This is a genomic window from Streptomyces kronopolitis (assembly GCF_014646275.1).
GTDB classification, from domain to species: domain Bacteria; phylum Actinomycetota; class Actinomycetes; order Streptomycetales; family Streptomycetaceae; genus Streptomyces; species Streptomyces kronopolitis.
This window is the reverse complement of sequence record NZ_BMND01000032.1, coordinates 36,171-54,085: the sequence shown is the minus strand read 5'-3', so window position 1 is coordinate 54,085 and position 17,915 is coordinate 36,171. Positions and strand designations below refer to the sequence as shown.

At 73.4% G+C, this 17,915-nt stretch carries 17 protein-coding genes; 5 read left to right on the top strand and 12 right to left on the bottom strand.

Features of this window, described 5'->3' with window-relative positions; genetic code table 11:
* Positions 1–398: 398 nt before the first annotated feature.
* The gene (locus tag IEY78_RS27080) at positions 399–1,229 is read left to right on the top strand and encodes a Bax inhibitor-1/YccA family protein (protein WP_189102604.1); all 831 of its coding nucleotides are present in this window, start codon (positions 399–401) and stop codon (positions 1,227–1,229) included.
* 123 nt (positions 1,230–1,352) lie between these two features.
* Here IEY78_RS27080 and IEY78_RS27075 read toward each other — a convergent pair whose 3' ends face one another.
* Entirely contained in the window at positions 1,353–1,580 is a 228-nt protein-coding gene (locus IEY78_RS27075; RefSeq protein ID WP_006605171.1) for a DUF4287 domain-containing protein, read from the bottom strand.
* A 98-nt stretch (positions 1,581–1,678) separates the two neighbouring features.
* Between IEY78_RS27075 and IEY78_RS27070 the strand changes: the two genes are divergently transcribed.
* Positions 1,679–2,038, top strand: a complete 360-nt coding sequence (locus IEY78_RS27070) for a hypothetical protein (protein WP_189102602.1) — start codon at positions 1,679–1,681, stop codon at positions 2,036–2,038.
* 78 nt (positions 2,039–2,116) lie between these two features.
* Here IEY78_RS27070 and IEY78_RS27065 read toward each other — a convergent pair whose 3' ends face one another.
* The 3 genes from IEY78_RS27065 to IEY78_RS27055 all read right to left on the bottom strand — a co-directional run bounded on the left by IEY78_RS27065 (position 2,117) and on the right by IEY78_RS27055 (position 6,419).
* Positions 2,117–3,064: a hypothetical protein gene (locus IEY78_RS27065; protein WP_189102600.1), complete on the bottom strand. Its 948-nt coding sequence runs from the start codon at positions 3,062–3,064 to the stop codon at positions 2,117–2,119.
* Positions 3,065–3,955: 891 nt separating this feature from the next.
* Positions 3,956–5,176 carry an acetyl-CoA C-acetyltransferase gene (locus tag IEY78_RS27060; RefSeq protein WP_189102598.1) on the bottom strand — a complete coding sequence of 407 codons (1,221 nt, stop codon included), beginning with the start codon at positions 5,174–5,176 and terminating at the stop codon, positions 3,956–3,958.
* A gap of 229 nt (positions 5,177–5,405) precedes the next feature.
* The gene (locus IEY78_RS27055) at positions 5,406–6,419 is read right to left on the bottom strand and encodes an SGNH/GDSL hydrolase family protein (RefSeq protein WP_189102596.1); all 1,014 of its coding nucleotides are present in this window, start codon (positions 6,417–6,419) and stop codon (positions 5,406–5,408) included.
* Positions 6,420–6,615: 196 nt separating this feature from the next.
* Here IEY78_RS27055 and IEY78_RS27050 point away from each other — a divergent pair, with 196 nt between their 5' ends.
* Complete coding sequence (locus IEY78_RS27050; protein WP_189102595.1) at positions 6,616–8,004, top strand: cystathionine beta-synthase; 1,389 nt, start codon at positions 6,616–6,618, stop codon at positions 8,002–8,004.
* Positions 8,005–8,345: 341 nt separating this feature from the next.
* On the opposite strand, the gene IEY78_RS27045 is transcribed toward IEY78_RS27050, so the two are convergent.
* The 4 genes from IEY78_RS27045 to IEY78_RS27030 form a co-directional block, all read right to left on the bottom strand.
* Positions 8,346–8,750 (bottom strand): hypothetical protein, encoded by a 405-nt coding sequence (locus tag IEY78_RS27045; protein ID WP_189102593.1) that lies wholly within the window; start codon positions 8,748–8,750, stop codon positions 8,346–8,348.
* Positions 8,751–8,790: 40 nt separating this feature from the next.
* Positions 8,791–10,206, bottom strand: a complete 1,416-nt coding sequence (locus IEY78_RS27040) for a purine-cytosine permease family protein (RefSeq protein ID WP_189102591.1) — start codon at positions 10,204–10,206, stop codon at positions 8,791–8,793.
* Positions 10,207–10,386: 180 nt separating this feature from the next.
* Positions 10,387–10,944 carry a cysteine dioxygenase gene (locus tag IEY78_RS27035; protein ID WP_189102589.1) on the bottom strand — a complete coding sequence of 186 codons (558 nt, stop codon included), beginning with the start codon at positions 10,942–10,944 and terminating at the stop codon, positions 10,387–10,389.
* On the bottom strand, positions 10,941–11,855 hold the full coding sequence (locus IEY78_RS27030) for an amidohydrolase family protein (RefSeq protein WP_189102587.1): 915 nt from the start codon (positions 11,853–11,855) through the stop codon (positions 10,941–10,943). The genes IEY78_RS27035 and IEY78_RS27030 overlap by 4 nt, the downstream gene beginning before the upstream one ends.
* Before the next feature lie 215 nt (positions 11,856–12,070).
* On the opposite strand from IEY78_RS27030, the gene IEY78_RS27025 reads away from it, so the two are divergent.
* Both IEY78_RS27025 and IEY78_RS27020 read left to right on the top strand, forming a co-directional pair.
* Entirely contained in the window at positions 12,071–13,114 is a 1,044-nt protein-coding gene (locus IEY78_RS27025) for a LacI family DNA-binding transcriptional regulator (protein WP_189102585.1), read from the top strand.
* 123 nt (positions 13,115–13,237) lie between these two features.
* Complete coding sequence (locus IEY78_RS27020) at positions 13,238–14,260, top strand: sigma-70 family RNA polymerase sigma factor (protein ID WP_189102583.1); 1,023 nt, start codon at positions 13,238–13,240, stop codon at positions 14,258–14,260.
* 60 nt (positions 14,261–14,320) lie between these two features.
* On the opposite strand, the gene IEY78_RS27015 is transcribed toward IEY78_RS27020, so the two are convergent.
* From IEY78_RS27015 to IEY78_RS27000, 4 genes are read right to left on the bottom strand one after another with little or no spacing between them, the layout of a single operon-like run.
* Positions 14,321–15,247, bottom strand: coding sequence for an ABC transporter substrate-binding protein (locus IEY78_RS27015; protein ID WP_189102581.1), 927 nt, complete (start codon positions 15,245–15,247; stop codon positions 14,321–14,323).
* A gap of 43 nt (positions 15,248–15,290) precedes the next feature.
* Positions 15,291–15,962 (bottom strand): ABC transporter permease, encoded by a 672-nt coding sequence (locus IEY78_RS27010; RefSeq protein WP_189102579.1) that lies wholly within the window; start codon positions 15,960–15,962, stop codon positions 15,291–15,293.
* 7 nt (positions 15,963–15,969) lie between these two features.
* Entirely contained in the window at positions 15,970–16,644 is a 675-nt protein-coding gene (locus IEY78_RS27005) for an ABC transporter permease (RefSeq protein ID WP_189102577.1), read from the bottom strand.
* Positions 16,641–17,807: an ABC transporter ATP-binding protein gene (locus IEY78_RS27000; protein ID WP_189102575.1), complete on the bottom strand. Its 1,167-nt coding sequence runs from the start codon at positions 17,805–17,807 to the stop codon at positions 16,641–16,643. Before IEY78_RS27000 ends, IEY78_RS27005 begins: the two co-directional genes overlap by 4 nt.
* Between the last annotated feature and the right edge of the window lie 108 nt (positions 17,808–17,915).

Genomic DNA, 17,915 nt, shown 5'->3' with positions numbered 1-17,915 from the left:
CCCGCGAAAGGGTTGCCTGCCGCGTCATGTGACGTCCGTTGCGATCAGAGATTTATCGGATTCCGTGGCGAAGTGCAGCCCGGGTAACCCCGAAGGAAGGAGAAGGAAATAGCCGTTCGAGCACGAGGAGATCACGCGGCGGCTACGCGCCGGACAAGGCCGGGCGACGGCGGAGTGAATAACCGGAATGCCGGAAAGGGTGCGGGGGTGCTTGCCCGGCCGCGCGATCGGGCGCCTGTGCCCGGATCCGGGCACGTTCCGGCCGTGCCGTACGTCCTCCTCATGGCGGATGCCGTCCGGGTATCAGGGAAAGATCCTGCTCAAGAACGAGCGACGTGCCTTTGCCAAGCCATTACGCTTGCCGTCAAGGCCGCGCAGGGCGGCCATGGAGGAGTGAGATGAGGAGCAGCAACCCGGTCTTCTCGCGACGGGGGTTCAGCCGCGACACCGGCTACGCGGGCTTCAACGCGCCGCCGCAGGCCGGGGGCCCCGCCGCACCGCCGTACGCCGGCACGAACCCGTACGCCCAGGGCCAGCAGTACGTCACCCACGCACCGCCGCAGCACCGCCCGATGACGATGGACGACGTCGTCGCGCGGACCGCGATGACGCTCGGCACGGTCATCGCCGGCGCCACCGTCGGCTGGCTCTTCCTGACGCAGAACCTCGGCTTCGCGATCGGCGCCGGTCTCGTCGCGATGGTGCTGGGCCTCGTCCAGTCCTTCAAGCGCAAGCCCTCGCCCGCGCTGATCCTGTCGTACGCGGCGCTGGAGGGGCTCTTCCTCGGCGCGCTCAGCGGCTACATCAACGACCTGCCGAGGATGAACGGCGCCCCCATGCAGGCGGTGCTGGGCACCATGGCGGTGTTCGTCGCCATGCTGGTCGCCTACAAGACGCGGATCGTGCGGGTCACCGCGCGCTTCACCCGCTTCGTGATGATCGCCGCGATGGGCTTCGTGCTGCTCTCGCTGGTCAATGTGCTGTTCATGGCGTTCGGCGGCGGTGACGGCCTCGGCTTCCGCAGCGGCGGCCTGGGCATCGTCTTCGGCATCGTGGGCGTGGTCCTCGGCGCGCTGTTCCTGGCGCTGGACTTCAAGCAGGTCGAGGACGGCGTCACCTACGGCGCGCCGCGCGAGGAGTCCTGGTTGGCGGCCTTCGGCCTGACGCTGACCCTGGTGTGGATCTACATGGAGATGCTCCGGCTGATCTCGATCCTCCGGGGCGACTGACCGCCCCCGCGCCCCCCCCGGGGGGCGCACGGCGAAGGGCCCGCAGGCTGCTGCCTGCGGGCCCTTGGCATGAAGCATGTCGCGTGCTCTGCGCCGACGGGGCCGGGGGCCCGTCATCGGCGGTCAGAACTTCCGCGCAGCGCGCCTGAGATCGTGTTCATGGACGATTGCCTTGGCGTGTCCGTAGGCGAGGTTGTGCTCACCGCGGAGCCAGCTGACCTTTTCGTCGAAGCGGAAGAGAGCGGGGCCTTCGTCAACGGTGCGGAGCCAGTCGGAGATTTCCCGGCCGGTGCAGTGCGGGATACGGGAGAGCATGTTCCGGTGGGTCTCTTCGGAGAAGAGCTGAGACATCGGCGCCTCCGGACGCGGTCGATGCTGGTACTTCAGCACACCGTGCCTGAGCGTTCGGCCGTTGGCAACCACCCGGGAGTGGCGCATAGGCTCACGGCGTGCTTGACGTGACCCCCTTGCAGTCCGCTGTGGACGCCCTCGCCGACCGCCTCCGCTCGCTGCCGCAGAGCGCGCTCCGGCAGGGCGCGGCGGCCGAAGCGCTCGCCCTGGCGCGGCGGTTGGCGGCCCGTGCGCAGCGGATCGAGCAGCCGGGACGGGCCCCGTACGAGATGCCGGACGCGGGGATGTTCGCGGTCGGTGACCAGCTGGCGGTGGCCGGGCACGACCTCGTCGAGGCGCTGCGGGCCGCGGCGGCCCGGGTGGCCGACGAACCGGCCGATTCTGACGCAAAAGCGGCCCCCGCCGAGGTGTTGGCGGAGGCCGTGCAGTGGGTGCGGGCGGCGGCGGACCGCTGCTAGGCCGTGTCCGCGAAGTCCCGCCCGGTTAGGGCCCGTCCCCGTTCTTCGGGTCGGGCCCCGGCGGAGCCGCCGTGCCGGTCAGAGCGAGGCGATGACGCGGTCGGCGAGGATGTAGACGCTCTCCTCGCGGGTCTCGCCCCAGGAGAAGGTCAGCGCGTACGCGCCGGAGATGCCGGAGCCGCCGAGCAGCACGGGGGAGTGCCCGTCCTGCAGTGCGCCGGCCACGCGCTCCGCGGTCTCGCGCTGCCCGGGGGTCAGGCAGAGCGTGGTGCCGTCGGCGAAGACGTAGACGTCCAGGGTGCCCAGCGGGCCGGGGCGCACATCCGCGAGCGGGACGCCCTCCTGGGCCAGCTCCTCCAGGCGCGCGACCGTGCGCTCGTGATCGCTGATCACGGGGGACGGGGAGAAGTCCGGGTGCGAGGGGTGGCGCCGGCGGGCGGCGGCCAGTTCGGCGGACTCGGTCTCCTCGACGGGCTCCAGCTCCGGGGCGTCCATCGCCTCCAGCGCCTCCACGGACTCCAGGGCGTCCGGGCCGAGCAGCGGCTCCAGGCCGGCCCAGTCCGCCTGGCGCGGCAGGAACGGGTGGGTGTCGAAGCGGTCGGACTCCGGGCGCTCGGGCAGCTCGCGCTGGTCGGCGCGGGCGTCCAGCGGGCTGTCGTCGCCGAGGCCGACGAGACCGCCGAGCAGCGACGGGGCGTCGGCGGCGTCCCTGGCCTCCTGGGCGGCCCAGAACGCGCGGGCCTCGGCGAGTTCGCGCTCCCGCTCCTCGGCCAGCGCGTCCGCGACGGCGGCACGTATGTCCGCGAGCGGCGTCTCCGCGGCCGGGGTGGCGCGGGCGGCGGGGATGGCCGCCGTGGCCGGGTGTGCCACCTCGGTGCGGGCGACGGCGTCCTGACGGGCGGCGACGAGTTCGGCGTGCAGCTCGGCGATCTGACGGCGCAGGGCGCGGGCGGTGCGCAGGGCGACGGTGCCCAGCGCCACGGCGGTGGCCGCGGCCAGTAGCAGGACGAGGGTGGTGACGCTCATGCGTCCTCCCCACTTCGCTCGGCGGCCCTGTTCCCTCGGGCCGCGCATCGGTACATGGACTTGCCCCGGCCGTCGGCCGCGGTGACCCCCTTGATGCGCTTGCTCACGGGATCACTCCTGGTAGCGGCACGCTCACCGGCGTACTCCCGTTAGCAGAATGTTCTCCGACTTCCTACATCAGGCTGCCGGTGGTCGGCGACCGCTCCCGGCGAACTATGTCCCGAAATGGAGGGGGGTCGGTGCCTCGTATGTGCGAGCGCCCCCGTGCTGACCTGCAAGAACGCCCTCCCGTGGGGGCGTTGGTCACAATCCTGGGGGGGATTGGGTCGCGATCTCGTTAACAAGTGGCGCAGGTCACGCCGTGTCGCCGCCTGTATGCACATGACAGCGAAGGGTGTGCGCCGGGCGGGAGTTGGTCCGTTTTGCGCGTGGCGGCGGGGCGGGGGCTGAGCTTCCGCTTCGGGGGCCCCGGGTGCGCTGCGGAGGGGGTGGGCGCAGGCGTTTGTGGCTGGGCTGGGGGGCTTCCGCCGGGGTGGGGCCGGGGGCTCGTGCCCAGGGGTGGGGCGCCGTTGGCTGGGGCTCGGCTCGGTCGCGTGTGTTCAGGGCCGGGGTGAGCGTTGCTTCCGCTGGGGGCGGATGGCGGGTGCTCGTGCCTCGGGTTGGGACCCGTCTTCGGCTGGGGGCTCGGCTCGGTCGCACGCGTCCTTGCTCGGGGTGAGCTTTGCTTCCGCTGGGGGCCGATGCCGGGCATCCGTACTTCGGGTCGGGCCCCGTCATCAGGTGGGGCTCAGCTCATCCGCACGCGTCTTTGGTCGCACTGAGCTTCGCCTCCGCTCCGGGCAGGTGCCGGGTACTCGTTCCTCGCACCCGACCCCTACCCTCCGCTACAGCTCAGCTCATCCGCTCGATGACCATCGCCATGCCCTGGCCGCCCCCCACGCACATGGTCTCCAGGCCGAACTGCTTGTCGTGCCACTGGAGGGAGTTGATGAGGGTGCCGGTGATGCGGGCGCCGGTCATGCCGAAGGGGTGGCCGACGGCGATGGCGCCGCCGTTGACGTTCAGGCGGTCCAGGTCGATGCCCAAGTCGCGGTAGGACGGGATGACCTGGGCGGCGAACGCCTCGTTGATCTCGACCAGGTCGATGTCGGAGACCGAGAGGCCGGCCCGCCGCAGGGCCTGCTTGCTGGCCTCGACCGGGCCGTAGCCCATGATCTCGGGGGACAGGCCCGAGACGCCGGTGGAGACGATCCGGGCGAGCGGGGTCAGGCCCAGCTCGCGCGCCTTGGTGTCGGACATGACGACCAGCGCCGCGGCACCGTCGTTCAGCGGGCAGCAGTTGCCGGCGGTCACCAGGCCGTCGGGGCGGAAGACCGGCTTGAGGCCGGCGACGCCCTCGACGGTGACGCCCGCGCGCGGGCCGTCGTCCTTGCTGACGACCGTGCCGTCCGGCAGCGTGACCGGGGTGATCTCGCGCTCCCAGAACCCGTCGTTGATCGCCTTCTCGGCGAGGTTCTGGGACCGGACGCCGAACTCGTCCATGTCCTGGCGGGTGACGCCCTTGAGGCGGGCGAGGTTCTCCGCGGTCTGGCCCATGGAGATGTAGGCGTCCGGGATCAGGCCGTCCTCGCGCGGGTCGCGCCAGCCGGCGCCCGCCTCCTCGGCGCGGGCCGCGGTGCGCGCCTCGGCGTCGGCGAAGAGCGGGTTGTGGGTGTCCGGCAGGCCGTCGGAGCTGCCCTTGACGCTGCGCGAGACGGTCTCGACACCGGCCGAGATGAAGACATCGCCCTCGCCCGCCTTGATGGCGTGCAGCGCCATGCGGGTCGTCTGGAGCGAGGAGGAGCAGTAACGGGTGATGGTGCAGCCCGGGAGGTGGTCCATCCCCATCTGGACGGCCACGATCCGGCCGAGGTTGTGGCCCTGCTCGCCGCCGGGCAGACCGCAGCCGAGCATCAGGTCGTCGATGTCCTTCGGGTCCAGCTCGGGGATCTTGGCCAGGGCGGTCCCGATGATCTGCGCGGTCAGATCGTCCGGGCGCACGTCCTTGAGCGAGCCCTTGAAGGCGCGGCCGATCGGGGAGCGGGCGGCTGAGACGATCACGGCTTCGGGCATCACGGCTCCAGAGGCGAGAGAGGGAACGGCGCGGGGCGCGCGCCTCGTGCGAAACGGTCGGGTGACGTAAATGGGCAGGACTGTGTGGGAAGTTACCTGCACGTACTGCTGAGGTCACGGGGTGCGCCCTGTGATGCGGGCCTCTTTTCTAAGCGACCGCTTATGGGAACGGCGCGGGGCCGCCGGGTATTCCCGTACGGCCCGCCCCGGTGCCGCGCCCGCCGCGGCGTCAGCCCGTGACCGAGGACGGGTCCGTCGGCTCGGCCGTCGGCAGCTGGCGCCGCCTGCGGTGCTTGAGCAGCGCCCAGGGAGCGCGGGAGGCGGTGACCTCCGTACCGCCCTCGGAAGCCGCCTCGGCGGCCGCCTGCTCGACCGGCAGCAGCCCCTCGCCACGGGCGGGCTCCGGCCGCTCCTCCTCCGGCCACAGGCCCAGTGCGGCGCACAGCGTCGGCAGCACGGCCATCGCGGCGGTGGCGTAGCCCTCCGCGGAGGGGTGGTAGTTGTCCGGCCCGAACAGCTCCCGCGGCCGCGCCTCGAACTCCGGCCCGAGCAGATCGCCCAGCGACACCGTCCGGCCGCCGCTCTCGACCGCGCCGATCGTCTGCGCGGCGGCCAGCTGCCGCGACAGCCGCCGGGCCACCCAGCGCAGCGGCTGGTAGACCGGCTCGATGGTGCCCAGGTCGGGGCAGGTGCCGACGATCACCTCGCAGCCGGCCGCGCGCAGGGCGCGCACCGCCTCGGAGAGATGGCGCACGGACCGGGCGGGCGGCATCCGGTGGGTGACGTCATTGGCGCCGATCATGATGACGCAGACGTCCGGGGTGGCGTCGGTGTCCGCCAGCAGCAGCTCCACCTGGCGCGCCAGGTCGTCCGACTGCGCCCCGGGCAGCGCCACATTGCGGAAGTCGACGGGCAGCTCGGCCAGCGCGGCCAGCCCGGAGGCGAGCAGCGCGCCGGGGGTCTGGGACGTGCGGTGCACTCCCTGGCCGGCGGCGGTGGAGTCGCCGAGGAAGCCCAGCCGCAGCGGCGGGCGGTCGGTGCGGTGGCCGAAGGCGGCGCCGTAGCGGCCGTCGGCGCACGGCGGGATGTCGCTGGAGCCGCCGACCGTGCGGCGGGCCAGCCGGACCTCGGTGAGCAGCACACCGACCGTGGCGACGCCGAGCAGCCCGGCCCCGCCGCCGCCGAACGCGGCCGCGGTGGCGATCCGCCGGGCCACTCTCGCCCTGGACATCGTCATCGGCATGGGCCGGGCACCTCCCCGCGCAGGGCGGGCGCGCCGCGGCCCCGGGGGCCGGACGCGCTCTGAATCGGCAAGAACTCCTACAACAGGGTGTTGCCCGTTCCCGCACGGAACGCAACGCACCCTTCCTCTAACGGACCCGGGCAATAGGCTGGCCGCACGGGCGCAGGAGAGCGTGCCCCTGACCGCGGAGACCACCGTGCAGTTTTACGATTCGATGATTGAGCTGGTCGGCAACACCCCGCTCGTGCGGCTCAACAGCGTTACTCGAGGGATCCAGGCCACCGTCCTGGCGAAGGTCGAGTACTTCAACCCCGGCGGGTCGGTGAAGGACCGGATCGCCGTGCGGATGATCGAGGCCGCCGAGCAGTCGGGTGAGTTGCAGCCCGGCGGCACCATCGTCGAGCCGACGTCCGGCAACACCGGCGTGGGCCTGGCGATCGTCGCCCAGCAAAAGGGTTACAAGTGCATCTTCGTCTGCCCGGACAAGGTGTCCACGGACAAGATCAATGTGCTGCGGGCCTACGGCGCCGAGGTGGTGGTGTGCCCCACCGCCGTGGACCCCGAGCACCCGGACTCGTACTACAACGTCTCGGACCGGCTGGTGCGCGAGACGCCCGGGGCCTGGAAGCCGGACCAGTACAGCAACCCGAACAACCCGCGCTCCCACTACGAGAGCACCGGTCCCGAGCTGTGGGCGCAGACGGAGGGCCGGATCACCCACTTCGTGACGGGCGTCGGCACCGGCGGCACGATCAGCGGCACCGGCCGCTATCTGAAGGACGCCAGCGACGGCAGGGTCAAGGTCATCGGGGCTGACCCGGAGGGCTCGGTCTACAGCGGCGGCTCCGGGCGCCCGTATCTGATCGAGGGCGTCGGTGAGGACTTCTGGCCGACCGCCTACGACCGCACCGTCGCGGACGAGATCGTCGCGGTCTCCGACAAGGACGCCTTCCAGATGACCCGGCGGCTCGCCAAGGAGGAGGGCCTGCTCGTCGGCGGCTCCTGCGGGATGGCCGTGGTGGGCGCGCTGGAGGTCGCCTCGAAGCTCGGCCCGGACGACGTGGTGGTGGTGCTGCTGCCCGACAGCGGCCGCGGCTACCTCTCCAAGATCTTCAACGACGAGTGGATGGCCGACTACGGCTTCCTGGAGGAGGGCGGCCCCGCCGCGCGGGTCGGCGAGGTGCTCCAGCACAAGGAGGGCGCGCTGCCCTCGCTGGTGCACATGCACCCGGAGGAGACCGTCGGCGAGGCGATCGACGTGCTGCGCGAGTACGGCGTCTCGCAGATGCCGATCGTCAAGCCCGGTGCCGGGCACCCCGATGTGATGGCCGCCGAGGTCGTCGGCTCGGTCGTCGAACGGGAGCTGCTGGACGCGCTGTTCACCCAGCGGGCCTCGCTGAGCGACCCGTTGGAGAAGCACATGTGCCCGCCGCTGCCGCAGGTCGGCTCCGGCGAGCCGGTCGCCGATCTGATGGCGGTGCTGGAGAACGCGGACGCGGCGATCGTCCTCGTCGAGGGCAAGCCGAAGGGCGTGGTGAGCCGGCAGGACCTGCTGGCCTACCTGGCGCGCGAGGCCGGCAAGTAGCGGTTCTTCCGGCGGCGGCCGAGTGCGGCGGCCGCCGGGAGCACGCCGCTCCGGCAGCCGGCGCGGCGTCAACTCGGGTGACGGAAAGGGGCCGTCACCGCGCCGTGCACGCGGGCGTCACGTGACCGCAGCACGGGCTTAACACGGCTCGGGCACAGTGGTGTGCACGGCGACACGGACCTCCGGAGCGGCTCCCGGACTCCTCCCGTCGCCGCCGGACGCGACGACCGGCCCTGACCCGGCCCGCGTCCCTCGCGGGGACCGCCGTCGTCCCGCCCCCGGTTCGACCCGGGGTGCGGTGGTCCCCGCGACAGCCTTCCCGTCCGGACCGCGGCGCGGCCTCAGTCCGCCGCGCCTCGGTCCGTCCCCGGGCGCGGGGCGCGCGCACCGGCACGGTGGGCGGCGTTGACGCCGACGATCCCCGCCCAGCACACGATCAGGCCCACCGGTCCGGCCTGGGCCACCGCGATCGCGGTCAGCGGGACGGCCAGCACCAGCGAGAGGGCGGCGAACCCGAAGCGCTGCCAGAAGGCGTGCGCCTCGCCCGCCGGGCGCGCCGGGCGGGCCCCGCGCGCGACCTGGACCTGCTGTTCGGCGAGGTGCCGGCGCACCCGCCGGTCGACGTTCTCCTCGACCTTCTCCAGGAAGGAATCCAGCAGCTCCGGCTCGTAGTCCGGCCCCAGCTCCCGGCGGGTCTGGAGGGTCGCGTCGAGCTCTCTGCGCAGCTCGGGGTCGTGTGTCGCCATGGGCCGAGCGTACGCACGCGGGGCGGGCCGCGCGGTAGGGCTAGCCCCCGGATCCGGCGGGGGAGCGCGCACCGGTCGGCGCCGTCGCCGGTTCCGGGAGGCGCGCGGTGTCGCGGCGGGCGAGCGCCCAGTAGGCGGCGGCGGGTACGGCGAGCCCGACGAGCCAGGAGACATCGGCGCCGCCCAGCGGCGCCACCAGCGGGCCGGTGAAGAAGTGCGTGGACAGGAAGGGGAGTTGGGCCAGCACGCCGACGGCGTAGACGGCCAGCGCCCGGAGGTTCCAGGCGCCGTAGCGGCCGTCGGGGTCGCTCAGCGCCGGGATGTCGTAGCGCTCCTTGGAGATCAGGTAGTAGTCGACCAGGTTGATGGCCGACCAGGGCGTGAAGAAGGTCAGCAGGAAGAGCAGGAAGTCCTTGAAGGCCGTCAGGAACGAGTCCTTGCCCAGCAGGGCGACGGCGGTGCCGGCGACCATGATGCCCGCGATGTAGGCGGCCCGCCCGCGCGGCGAGAGGGTGCGCTGCCCCCGGAAGCCGCTGACGCCGGTGACCAGCGACATGAAACCGCCGTAGGTGTTCAGCACGTTGATGGTGAGTTTGCCCAGGGCGATGACGAAGTACAGGAGGGAGGCGGTCAGCCCGGCGCCGCCCAGGCCGACCACATAGCCGACCTCGTGCCCCACGAACGCGGCGGGCGCCGCGGCCGCCGCCAGGGCGCCGAAGGTCATCGACCACTGCGCGCCGAGCGCCGAGCCGGACAGCGTCCACCAGAAGGTGGCGCGCGCCGAGGTGTGCCGCGGCAGATAGCGCGAGTAGTCGGCGACGTACGGGCCGAACGCCAGCTGCCAGGAGGCCGAGAGCGAGACGGCCAGCAGGAACACCGGCAGCCCGAAGCGGTGGTCGGCCAGCAGCGCGCCGAGGTCGGCGCGGTGCAGCAGCCGGATGCCCAGGTAGACGAAGGCCAGCGCGCAGACCAGGCCGGCGATCCGGCCCAGCGCGTGCACCAGGCGGTAGCCGACGGCCGCGGCGACGGCGGTGACCACGGCGAACAGCACGATCCCGGGCGTCTCGCCGAGGTGCGTCAGCTCGCCGACCGCCTGCCCGGCCAGCACGCTGCCGCTCGCGAAGAAGCCGATGTACATCACGATGACCAGCGCCAGCGGGACGGCCGCACCGCGCACCCCGAACTGCGCCCGCGAGGTGATCATCTGAGGCAGCCCCAGCCGCGGCCCCTGGGCGGAGTGCAGCGCCATCACCGCGCCGCCCAGGAGGTTGCCGAGCAGCAGCCCGATCAGGGACCAGAAGGGGTTCGCCCCGAAGACGACGGCCAGCGCACCGGTGACCACGGCGGTGATCTGGAGGTTGGCGCCCAACCACAGCGTGAACTGGCTGACCGCGCGGCCGTGCCGCTCGCCGTCCGGGACGACGTCGATGGAGCGCCGTTCGACCACACCTGCCATGGATCCGCCTCGCGTCGCGCGCCTGTATGGATTCATGCAGGATCAACGGCGGTGAATGGAAGGTCAATAGGTGAGGGCGGTCGAAAGTCGCGCGCTCCGGGGCCGGTGGGCCGGACCGGCGGCCGGGACGGGCCGTCAGACCGGTCCGGAGGGCCCGTTAGACCCGGTCCGGAGGGCCCGTCAGGCCGCGCCGGCCCCGTCCATCGGCCGCAGCTCGTCCGCGTACGAGACCGAGACCCGCCGCATCAGCCCGTCGTCGGTGATGTCGTACTGGCCCAGGCGCCACAGCGGCGGCGAATAGGCGTGCACGGACACCGCGTCGTCACTCGCGCCGGTGAGGCGGTGGATGTGGTCGGGGCCGAAGCAGAACGAGGAGCCCGCGCCGACGGCGGTGGCCAGGTGCTCGCCGCCGATCCGGGGGTTGGACTCGGTCAGCACGCCCTGGACGACGCCCACCGCCCCCGAGGACAGGTCGTGGTCGTGCCAGCCGGTGTCGTTCCGCCGGGTCCAGCACAGCAGCCAGACGTCGACGAACTCATCGCGGTGCAGGGAGGCGTAGTGGCGCTCGGTGTCGGAGAAGGCGACCTGCTCGCGCCACAGGTCCGGGCGGGCGGCGAGCGTGTCGACCAGCTCCCGCAGCTCGCGCTTGTCGAGGTTGCGCTCGGGCAGTGCGGTGAACGGCTGCGCGCCGTCGGGGACCTCGCGGGCGGGATCGGCCTGGGAGGTGCGGTACGTCATCGGGCGGCTCCTTGCGTCGGGCCCAGCAGGCGGGCCGGGTTGACGGTGCGCAGCGCGTGGATCGCGGCGCCCGCACCGAGGTCGGGGAGGACGGGGGCGGCGTAGGGCCGGTCGCTGCCGCTGACGACGACATCGATCCCGGCGGCCCGGACGAGGGCGTCGACCGCGCGGGTCCCGTAGGAGGACGTCTCGTAGAACACGCCGCAGTCGACCCGCCCGCGCTCGCCTCCGCCGCCGCGGGCGACCAGCCGCTCCCCGTGCAGCGGCGCCAGACCGGCCAGCGCCGCGAAGCAGACCCGCAGGTCCGGGTGGCGCGGCCGGCCGAAGGCGCGGAAGGCGAACCAGGCGGCGTGCAGCTGCTGGACGTACGGGACCAGGGCGGGCCACCAGGCCGGCGACCCCGGGGTGCACGGGGCCGCGCCGGGGTGCACGAACAGCGGCTTGTCCAGCGCGGCGGCGGCGTCCAGCAGCGGGGCGCAGCGGGCCCAGCCCGCGGCGTCGAGCAGCGCGGTGGCCGGGAGTTGCAGCCCCACGCAGCCGCGCGCCAGCTCGCGCCGCAGCGCTTCGGGGTCCGGCGCGGGCGCCGAGAGGCAGACCGAGGCCCAGACGCCGAAGGGGGCCGGCAGGTCCAGCGCGCCGTCGTGGAACGCGGCGAGCAGCGGGGCGGCCTCCGCGGGCGGCAGGTCCTCGATGCCCAGCGGGCTGGAGAGCGAGACCAGGGCCAGATCGAGGCCGTCGGCGCGGGCGAGCCGGGCGCGGGCGGCGATGTCGTGGTCGGCGGGGTCGACGGTGAACGGCGCCTCGCCGGGCAGATGGAGCGTCCAGCCGTCGAGCCGCGGGGGCGCCTCGCGGGCCCGCAGCAGCGCGAGGAACCCGGGCGGCCAGAGGTGCTGGTGGACGTCGGTGGGCACGGTCCTCCCTCGGCTGCGGGTGGTGGTCCGGGCGGCCGGGGTGCGGCCCCGCCGCCGTGGACGCGTGGCACTTAATCGATTAACTGATGCGTTTAAGTGAAACGCTTAACAGAGTCCGCTGTCAAGGCCGGGACGCACCCGCCGGGCGGCGGCCGCGCCCGGCGCACCCCTGCGGCGGGACGGCCGCCGCCCCCGCCTTGGGTAGGCTTCCGGGCATGGCCAGGCCCAACAAGCGCACCACCCTCCGCGAGGTGGCCGAGGCCACCGGACTCTCCACCGCAGCCGTCTCCTACGCCCTGCGCGGCAAGCACGTCTCCAAGGAGACCGAGGAGCGGGTGCGCAAGGCCGCCGCCGAACTCGGCTACGAGGCGGACCCGATCGCCCGTGCGCTGGTCAGCGGCCGGACGAGCACGGTCGGCGTGCTCGCCGGCGACCTCCAGGACCTCTGGCAGCAGCAGCTGATGGCCGCCATAGGGCGCGAGCTGCTGGCCGGCGACCGCTATGCGCTGATCCTGGACGCCGGCGGCGACCCCGAGCGCGAGCTGGCCCTCGCCAAGCAGCTGCGTGACCAGCGGGTGGACGGCCTGCTGGTCTCCCCGGTCGACCCGTCCGCCGAGGGCTGGTCGAAGATCGCGGACGCCGTGCCGGTGGTCTCCATCGGCGACGCCCTGAGCCGGGCCCGCACGGCGGGCGAGGTGCTCTTCGACAACCGGGCCGGCATCGACGCCGTCCTGGACTACCTCCGGGGCCTGGGCCACCGCCGGATCACCGTGCTGACCCCCACCGGCCCCTCCACTCCCGACCGCCCGGCCGACGTCTATGTGCGCGAGGCCGCCGACCGGCTCGACATCGAGGTCGAAGTCCTGCCCTGCGCACAGGAGTTGGGCGAGGCGACCGCGATGGCCCGCCGGGTCCTGACCAACAGCCCGGACGGCCGCCCGGCCGGGACCTCCGCGCTCACCGCGCCCAGCGCCGTCTTCTGCTTCTCCGACTCCATCGCCTACGGCGTCTACGCGGCCGCCGCCGAGGCCGCCCTGACCGTCGGCCGGGACTTGTCCGTCGTCGGCTTCGACGACCACCCGGTCTCCCGGGTCCTGACCCCGCCGCTCACCACCGTCGACTGGGGCCTGGGCGAGATCGCCAAGGAGGCCGCCCGGCTCGCGGTCGCCGCGATCGAGGGCCGCCGGGTGCGCCGCAAGCGCATCCTGTGCGCCCCGCGCCTCTCGGAGCGCGGGTCGGCGGCGCAGGCGCGGGGCTAGCCGCGGCGGGCCCGTCGCGCGGCTGCGGGGCCCCGTGCCGGGGAGCAGACTGGAGCAGGGTGCTCCGGTACGGTCGGAGCGTGTGGGGCGGTGGCCGACCGACAGGCGGAGGGACGATCCGCGATGAAGCGTTCCGCGACGAGTGAGATCACGGTGGAGGGCGCGGCCGGGGACGGCGGCGCACCGGATGCCGCGCCCGGCGAGCTGGCGGACCGCCTGGAGGCGTACCGCACCGAGCTGACCGGCTACTGCTACCGGATGCTGGGGTCGGCGTTCGAGGCCGAGGACGCCGTGCAGGAGACGATGGTGCGGGCCTGGCGCGCCCACGACCGGTTCGAGGGGCGGGCCTCGCTGCGCTCCTGGCTCTACCGCATCGCCACCAACGTCTGCCTGGACCTGCTCAAGGGCTCCCGGCGCCGGGCGCGGCCGATGGACCTCGCCTCCCCCGCGAGCGTGGACACCCCCATCGGCACGGGACTGCCCGAGGCGACGTGGATCGGGCCGGTGCCCGACGCGCGGGTGCTGGCGGCCGCCGGGGACCCCGCGGAGCGGGCCGTCTCCCGGGAGTCGGTCCGACTCGCGTTCATCGCCGCGCTCCAGCGGCTGGCGCCCCGGCAGCGGGCGGTGCTCATCCTGCGGGAGGTGCTGAGCTGGTCGGCGCGCGAGGTCGCGGAGCTGCTGGGCAGCTCGGTCGCCTCGGTCAACAGCGCGCTCCAGCGGGCCCGGGCCACGCTCGCCGCGTCCGCCGAGGCGCCCGCGGAGCCGCTGGACGACAGCCAGCAGGAGCTGCTGCGGCGCTATGTCGACGCCTTCGAACGCTTCGACCTGGACGCCCTGACGGCCCTGCTGCACGAGGACTCCACGCTGTCCATGCCGCCGTACGCGCTGTGGCTGCGCGGCCGTGCGGACTTCCTGGCCTGGCTGCGCGGGCCGGGCGGCGGCTGCGCGGGGTCGCACCTGGTGCCGGTCGCGGCGAACGGCCGCCCGGCGTTCGGGCAGTACCGCGCGGACGGGCTGCCCTGGGCGATCCAGGTCCTCGATGTCGCGGACGGCCGGATCACCGGGCTGCACTCGTTCCTGGACACCGAGCGGCTCTTCCCGCTGTTCGGGCTGCCGCTCCGATACGGCGGCCCGAAGCCCGCGTGAGGCGGGCGGCCGGGCGTGTGCGGCGTACGGCCCTCCGCGTGCGGCGTGCGGCCGCCCGCCTCAGCCCAGCTTGTGCTTCTTGAGCCAGGCGGCCGCCACCCGGTCCGGGTCCTGCTTCTCCTTGTCGACCAGGCGGTTGAGTTCGGTGAGGTCGGACGTGGTGAGGGCGTTGCCCAGGCGGGCGAGGGCCTTGCGGACCCGGCCGTCGGCCTTGCGGGCGGCGATCAGCGGGACGATGTGCTGGGCGGGGATCAGGTGCTTGGGGTCCGCCAGCAGCACCCAGCCGTTCTCCGCGGTGTCGACATCGGTGGTGAAGACGTTGCCGATGTCGATGTCGCCCTTCTTCAGGGCGCCCTTGACCAGCGGACCGGAGGAGTCCAGCGCCTTGAACTCCTTGAACTCCACGCCGTACGCGTCCTTGAGGCCGACGAGCCCGACCACCCGCTTCTTCATCTCCGCGGCCGCGCCGAAGACCAGCTTGCCGTTGACCTTGCGGAGGTCGTCGAGCGTCTTCAGGCCGTAGCGGTCGGCGGTCCGGCGGGTCACGGCGAAGCTGTCCCGGTCCTCGGCGGACGCGTACGGGAGGACCTCCAGGCCGTCGGGCAGCACGGTGGCCAGCGCGTTCTGCATCGCGCCGGCCTCGGTCGCGGTGGCCTTCTTGTCGAGGTAGAGCAGCAGGCTGCCCTGGTACTCGGGGAGCAGGTCGATGTCGCCGGAGCGCAGCGCCGGGACGACGATCTCGCGGGAGCCGAGGTTGGGCCGGACCGTGGTCTTGACCCCGGCGGCGTGCAGCACCCCCGCGTAGAGGTACCCGAGGACCTGGTTCTCGGTGAAGTTGGCGGTGCCGATGACCAGTCCGCCGCTGCTGCTGCCGCTGTCGCCGCCGGCGCCGTCCCCCTTCAGGGACGTGATGCCGGAGGAGCAGGCGGCCAGCAGCGGGGCCGAGGCGCCGGCCAGCAGGGTGGTCAGGACGGTACGGCGGTTCATGGGCGGGCTCCTCGGTGCGTGCGTGGGGGCGGGCGGCGGATGCTCAGCGGGCGGCGGCCGGGCGGCCGCGGAACAGCAGCCGGGTCAGGCCGCCCAGGGCCAGATCGGCGGCGACGGCGAGCACGGCGACCAGCACCGCCCCGCCGAGGACCTGCACCAGGTCGCGCTGCGCCAGGCCGTCGAAGACATAGCGGCCCAGTCCGCCGAAGCTGACGTAGGCGGCGATCGTGGCGGTGGCCACGACCTGCACGGTCGCCAGCCGCACCCCGGTCATGATCAGCGGCAGCGCGAGCGGGATCTCGACCTGCCAGAGGATCTGGCGGCCGCGCAGCCCCACGCCCTTGGCGGCGTCCTTGACCTCGGGGTCGACGGCCGCCATCCCCGCGTACGTATTGGTGATGATCACCGGCACGGCGAGCGCGACCAGCGAGACGTACACCGGCCACACGCTGAGGCCGCCGGCCAGGAAGACCAGGGTGACCAGGCCGACGGTGGGCAGCGCCCGGCCGAACGAGGCGAGGTTGACGGCGAGGAAGGCGCCGCGCCCGGTGTGCCCGATGAGCAGCCCGACCGGCAGCGCGATCACGGCCGCGGCGAGGGTGGCGAGCACCGAGTACTCCAGGTGCTCCAGGACGCGGGTGGCGATGCCCTCGGGGCCGGACCACTGGGCGGAACTGGTCAGCCAGGCGGCGAGGTTCTTCAGGAGTTCGAGCATCGGGGCGTCACGCTCGCTTCCGCAGCTTGGGCCGGCGCGGCCCGGAGGCGCCGCGCAGCCAGGGGGTGCACAGCCACTGGACGGACACCAGCACCGCGTCGGCGACCAGGGCGAGCAGCAGGGTCAGGGCCACCCCGGCGATGACCGGGGTGGGGAAGTTGCGCTGGAAGCCGTCGGTGAAGAGCTGGCCGAGGCCGCCGTAGCCGATGTAACTCGCCACGCTGACCAGGGAGATGGACATGACGGTGGCGACCCGCACGCCCGCCATGATCACCGGGAGGGCGAGCGGCAGCTCGACGGTGAGCAGGGTGCGCAGCGGGGAGGTCCCCATCGCCCGGGAGGCCTCGCGGACCCGGGCCGGGACCGCGTCCAGCCCCTCGACGGTGTTCCGCACCAGCACCACCAGGGTGTACGCGGTCAGTCCGGTGATCGCGGTGGTCCGGGTCAGCCCGGTGACCGGCAGCAGGAGGACGAAGAAGGCGAGGGAGGGGATGGTGTAGAGGATGTTGGACGCGCCGAGCACGAAGCCGCGCAGCGGCCGTACGCGGTGCGCGAGGACCGCCAGCGGCAGCGCGATCAGCAGGCCGAAGAGGACGGCGGGCACGGCGGTGGCGAGGTGGTCCGCGGTGAGGCGGACCAGCTCGCCGGTGTGGTCGGGGAACCAGCCCCACTCGATGGTCATGCGGGGCGCTCCGTGGCGGACCCGGCCGGGCGCGCGGCGTCCTCGGGGGCCGCTTCGACGGCCGCCCGGCCGGCCTCCGCATGGCTGCGGCCGGCCCGTTCGTGGATGGCGTCGCGGGAGGTGAGGCCCCGCAGCACGCCGTCGGCGGTGACCCGGGCGACGGCGCCGGCGGGGGAGGAGACCGCCTCGTTGAGCGCCGAGAGCAGGGAGTCGGTGTCGCGCAGCGGCCGGACGGCCTCCAGGGGGGCCTCGCCGGCCGTGCCGCCGGAGGGCAGGGCGTCGGTGTCCAGCCAGCCCAGCGGTTCGCGGCGCGGGGAGGTCACCAGGCGCCAGCGGTCCCCGTCGCGGGGTATGCCGCCGACCGGTTCGTCCGCGCGTATCTCCCCGCCGGGCGCGTGCGGGACGTCCGCGAGGTCGGTGAGCGAGAGCAGCTTGAGGCCGCGCTCGGCGCCCAGGAAGCCTGCGACGAAGTCATCGGCGGGGCGGGCGAGCAGCTCGGCGGGCTCGGCGCACTGGACGAGCCGGCCGCCGGAGCGGAAGACCGCGATCCGGTCGCCCAGGCGGACCGCCTCGTCGATGTCGTGGGTGACGAAGACGACGGTCTTGCGCAGCTCCTCCTGGAGCCGCAGCAGCTCGTTCTGCAGCTGGGTGCGCACCACCGGGTCGACCGCGCCGAACGGCTCGTCCATCAGCAGCACCGGCGGGTCGGCGGCGAGCGCGCGGGCCACGCCGACGCGCTGCTGCTGGCCGCCGGAGAGCTGGTGCGGATAGCGCTTGCCGGCGTCGGCGGGCAGGCCGACCAGCTCCAGCAGCTCGGCGGCGCGGGCCCGGGCCTTGCGCCGGCCCCAGCCCAGCAGCAGCGGGACGGTCGCGATGTTGTCCAGGATCGTGCGGTGCGGGAAGAGGCCGGACTGCTGGATGACGTAGCCGATGCCGCGGCGCAGCTCGGCGGCGTCCGTCTCCAGGATGTCGCGGCCGCCGACGCTGATGGTGCCGGAGGTCGGCTCCACCATGCGGTTGACCATCCGCAGCGTGGTCGTCTTGCCGCACCCCGAGGATCCGACGAGGACGGTGACGCCGCCCTCGGGGAGGTCCAGGGACAGCTCGTCCACGGCGGTCGTGCCGTTCGGGTACCGCTTGCTGACTGCGTCGAACCTGATCATCCGCTGCCCCTTGCCCGGCCTGCATATGGTCATGCAGAGTCTTAGGCACGTGAATAGAAGTCAATAGACGGGTGTGAATCCCGTGTGACATCGCCCGTTGCGTCGCCT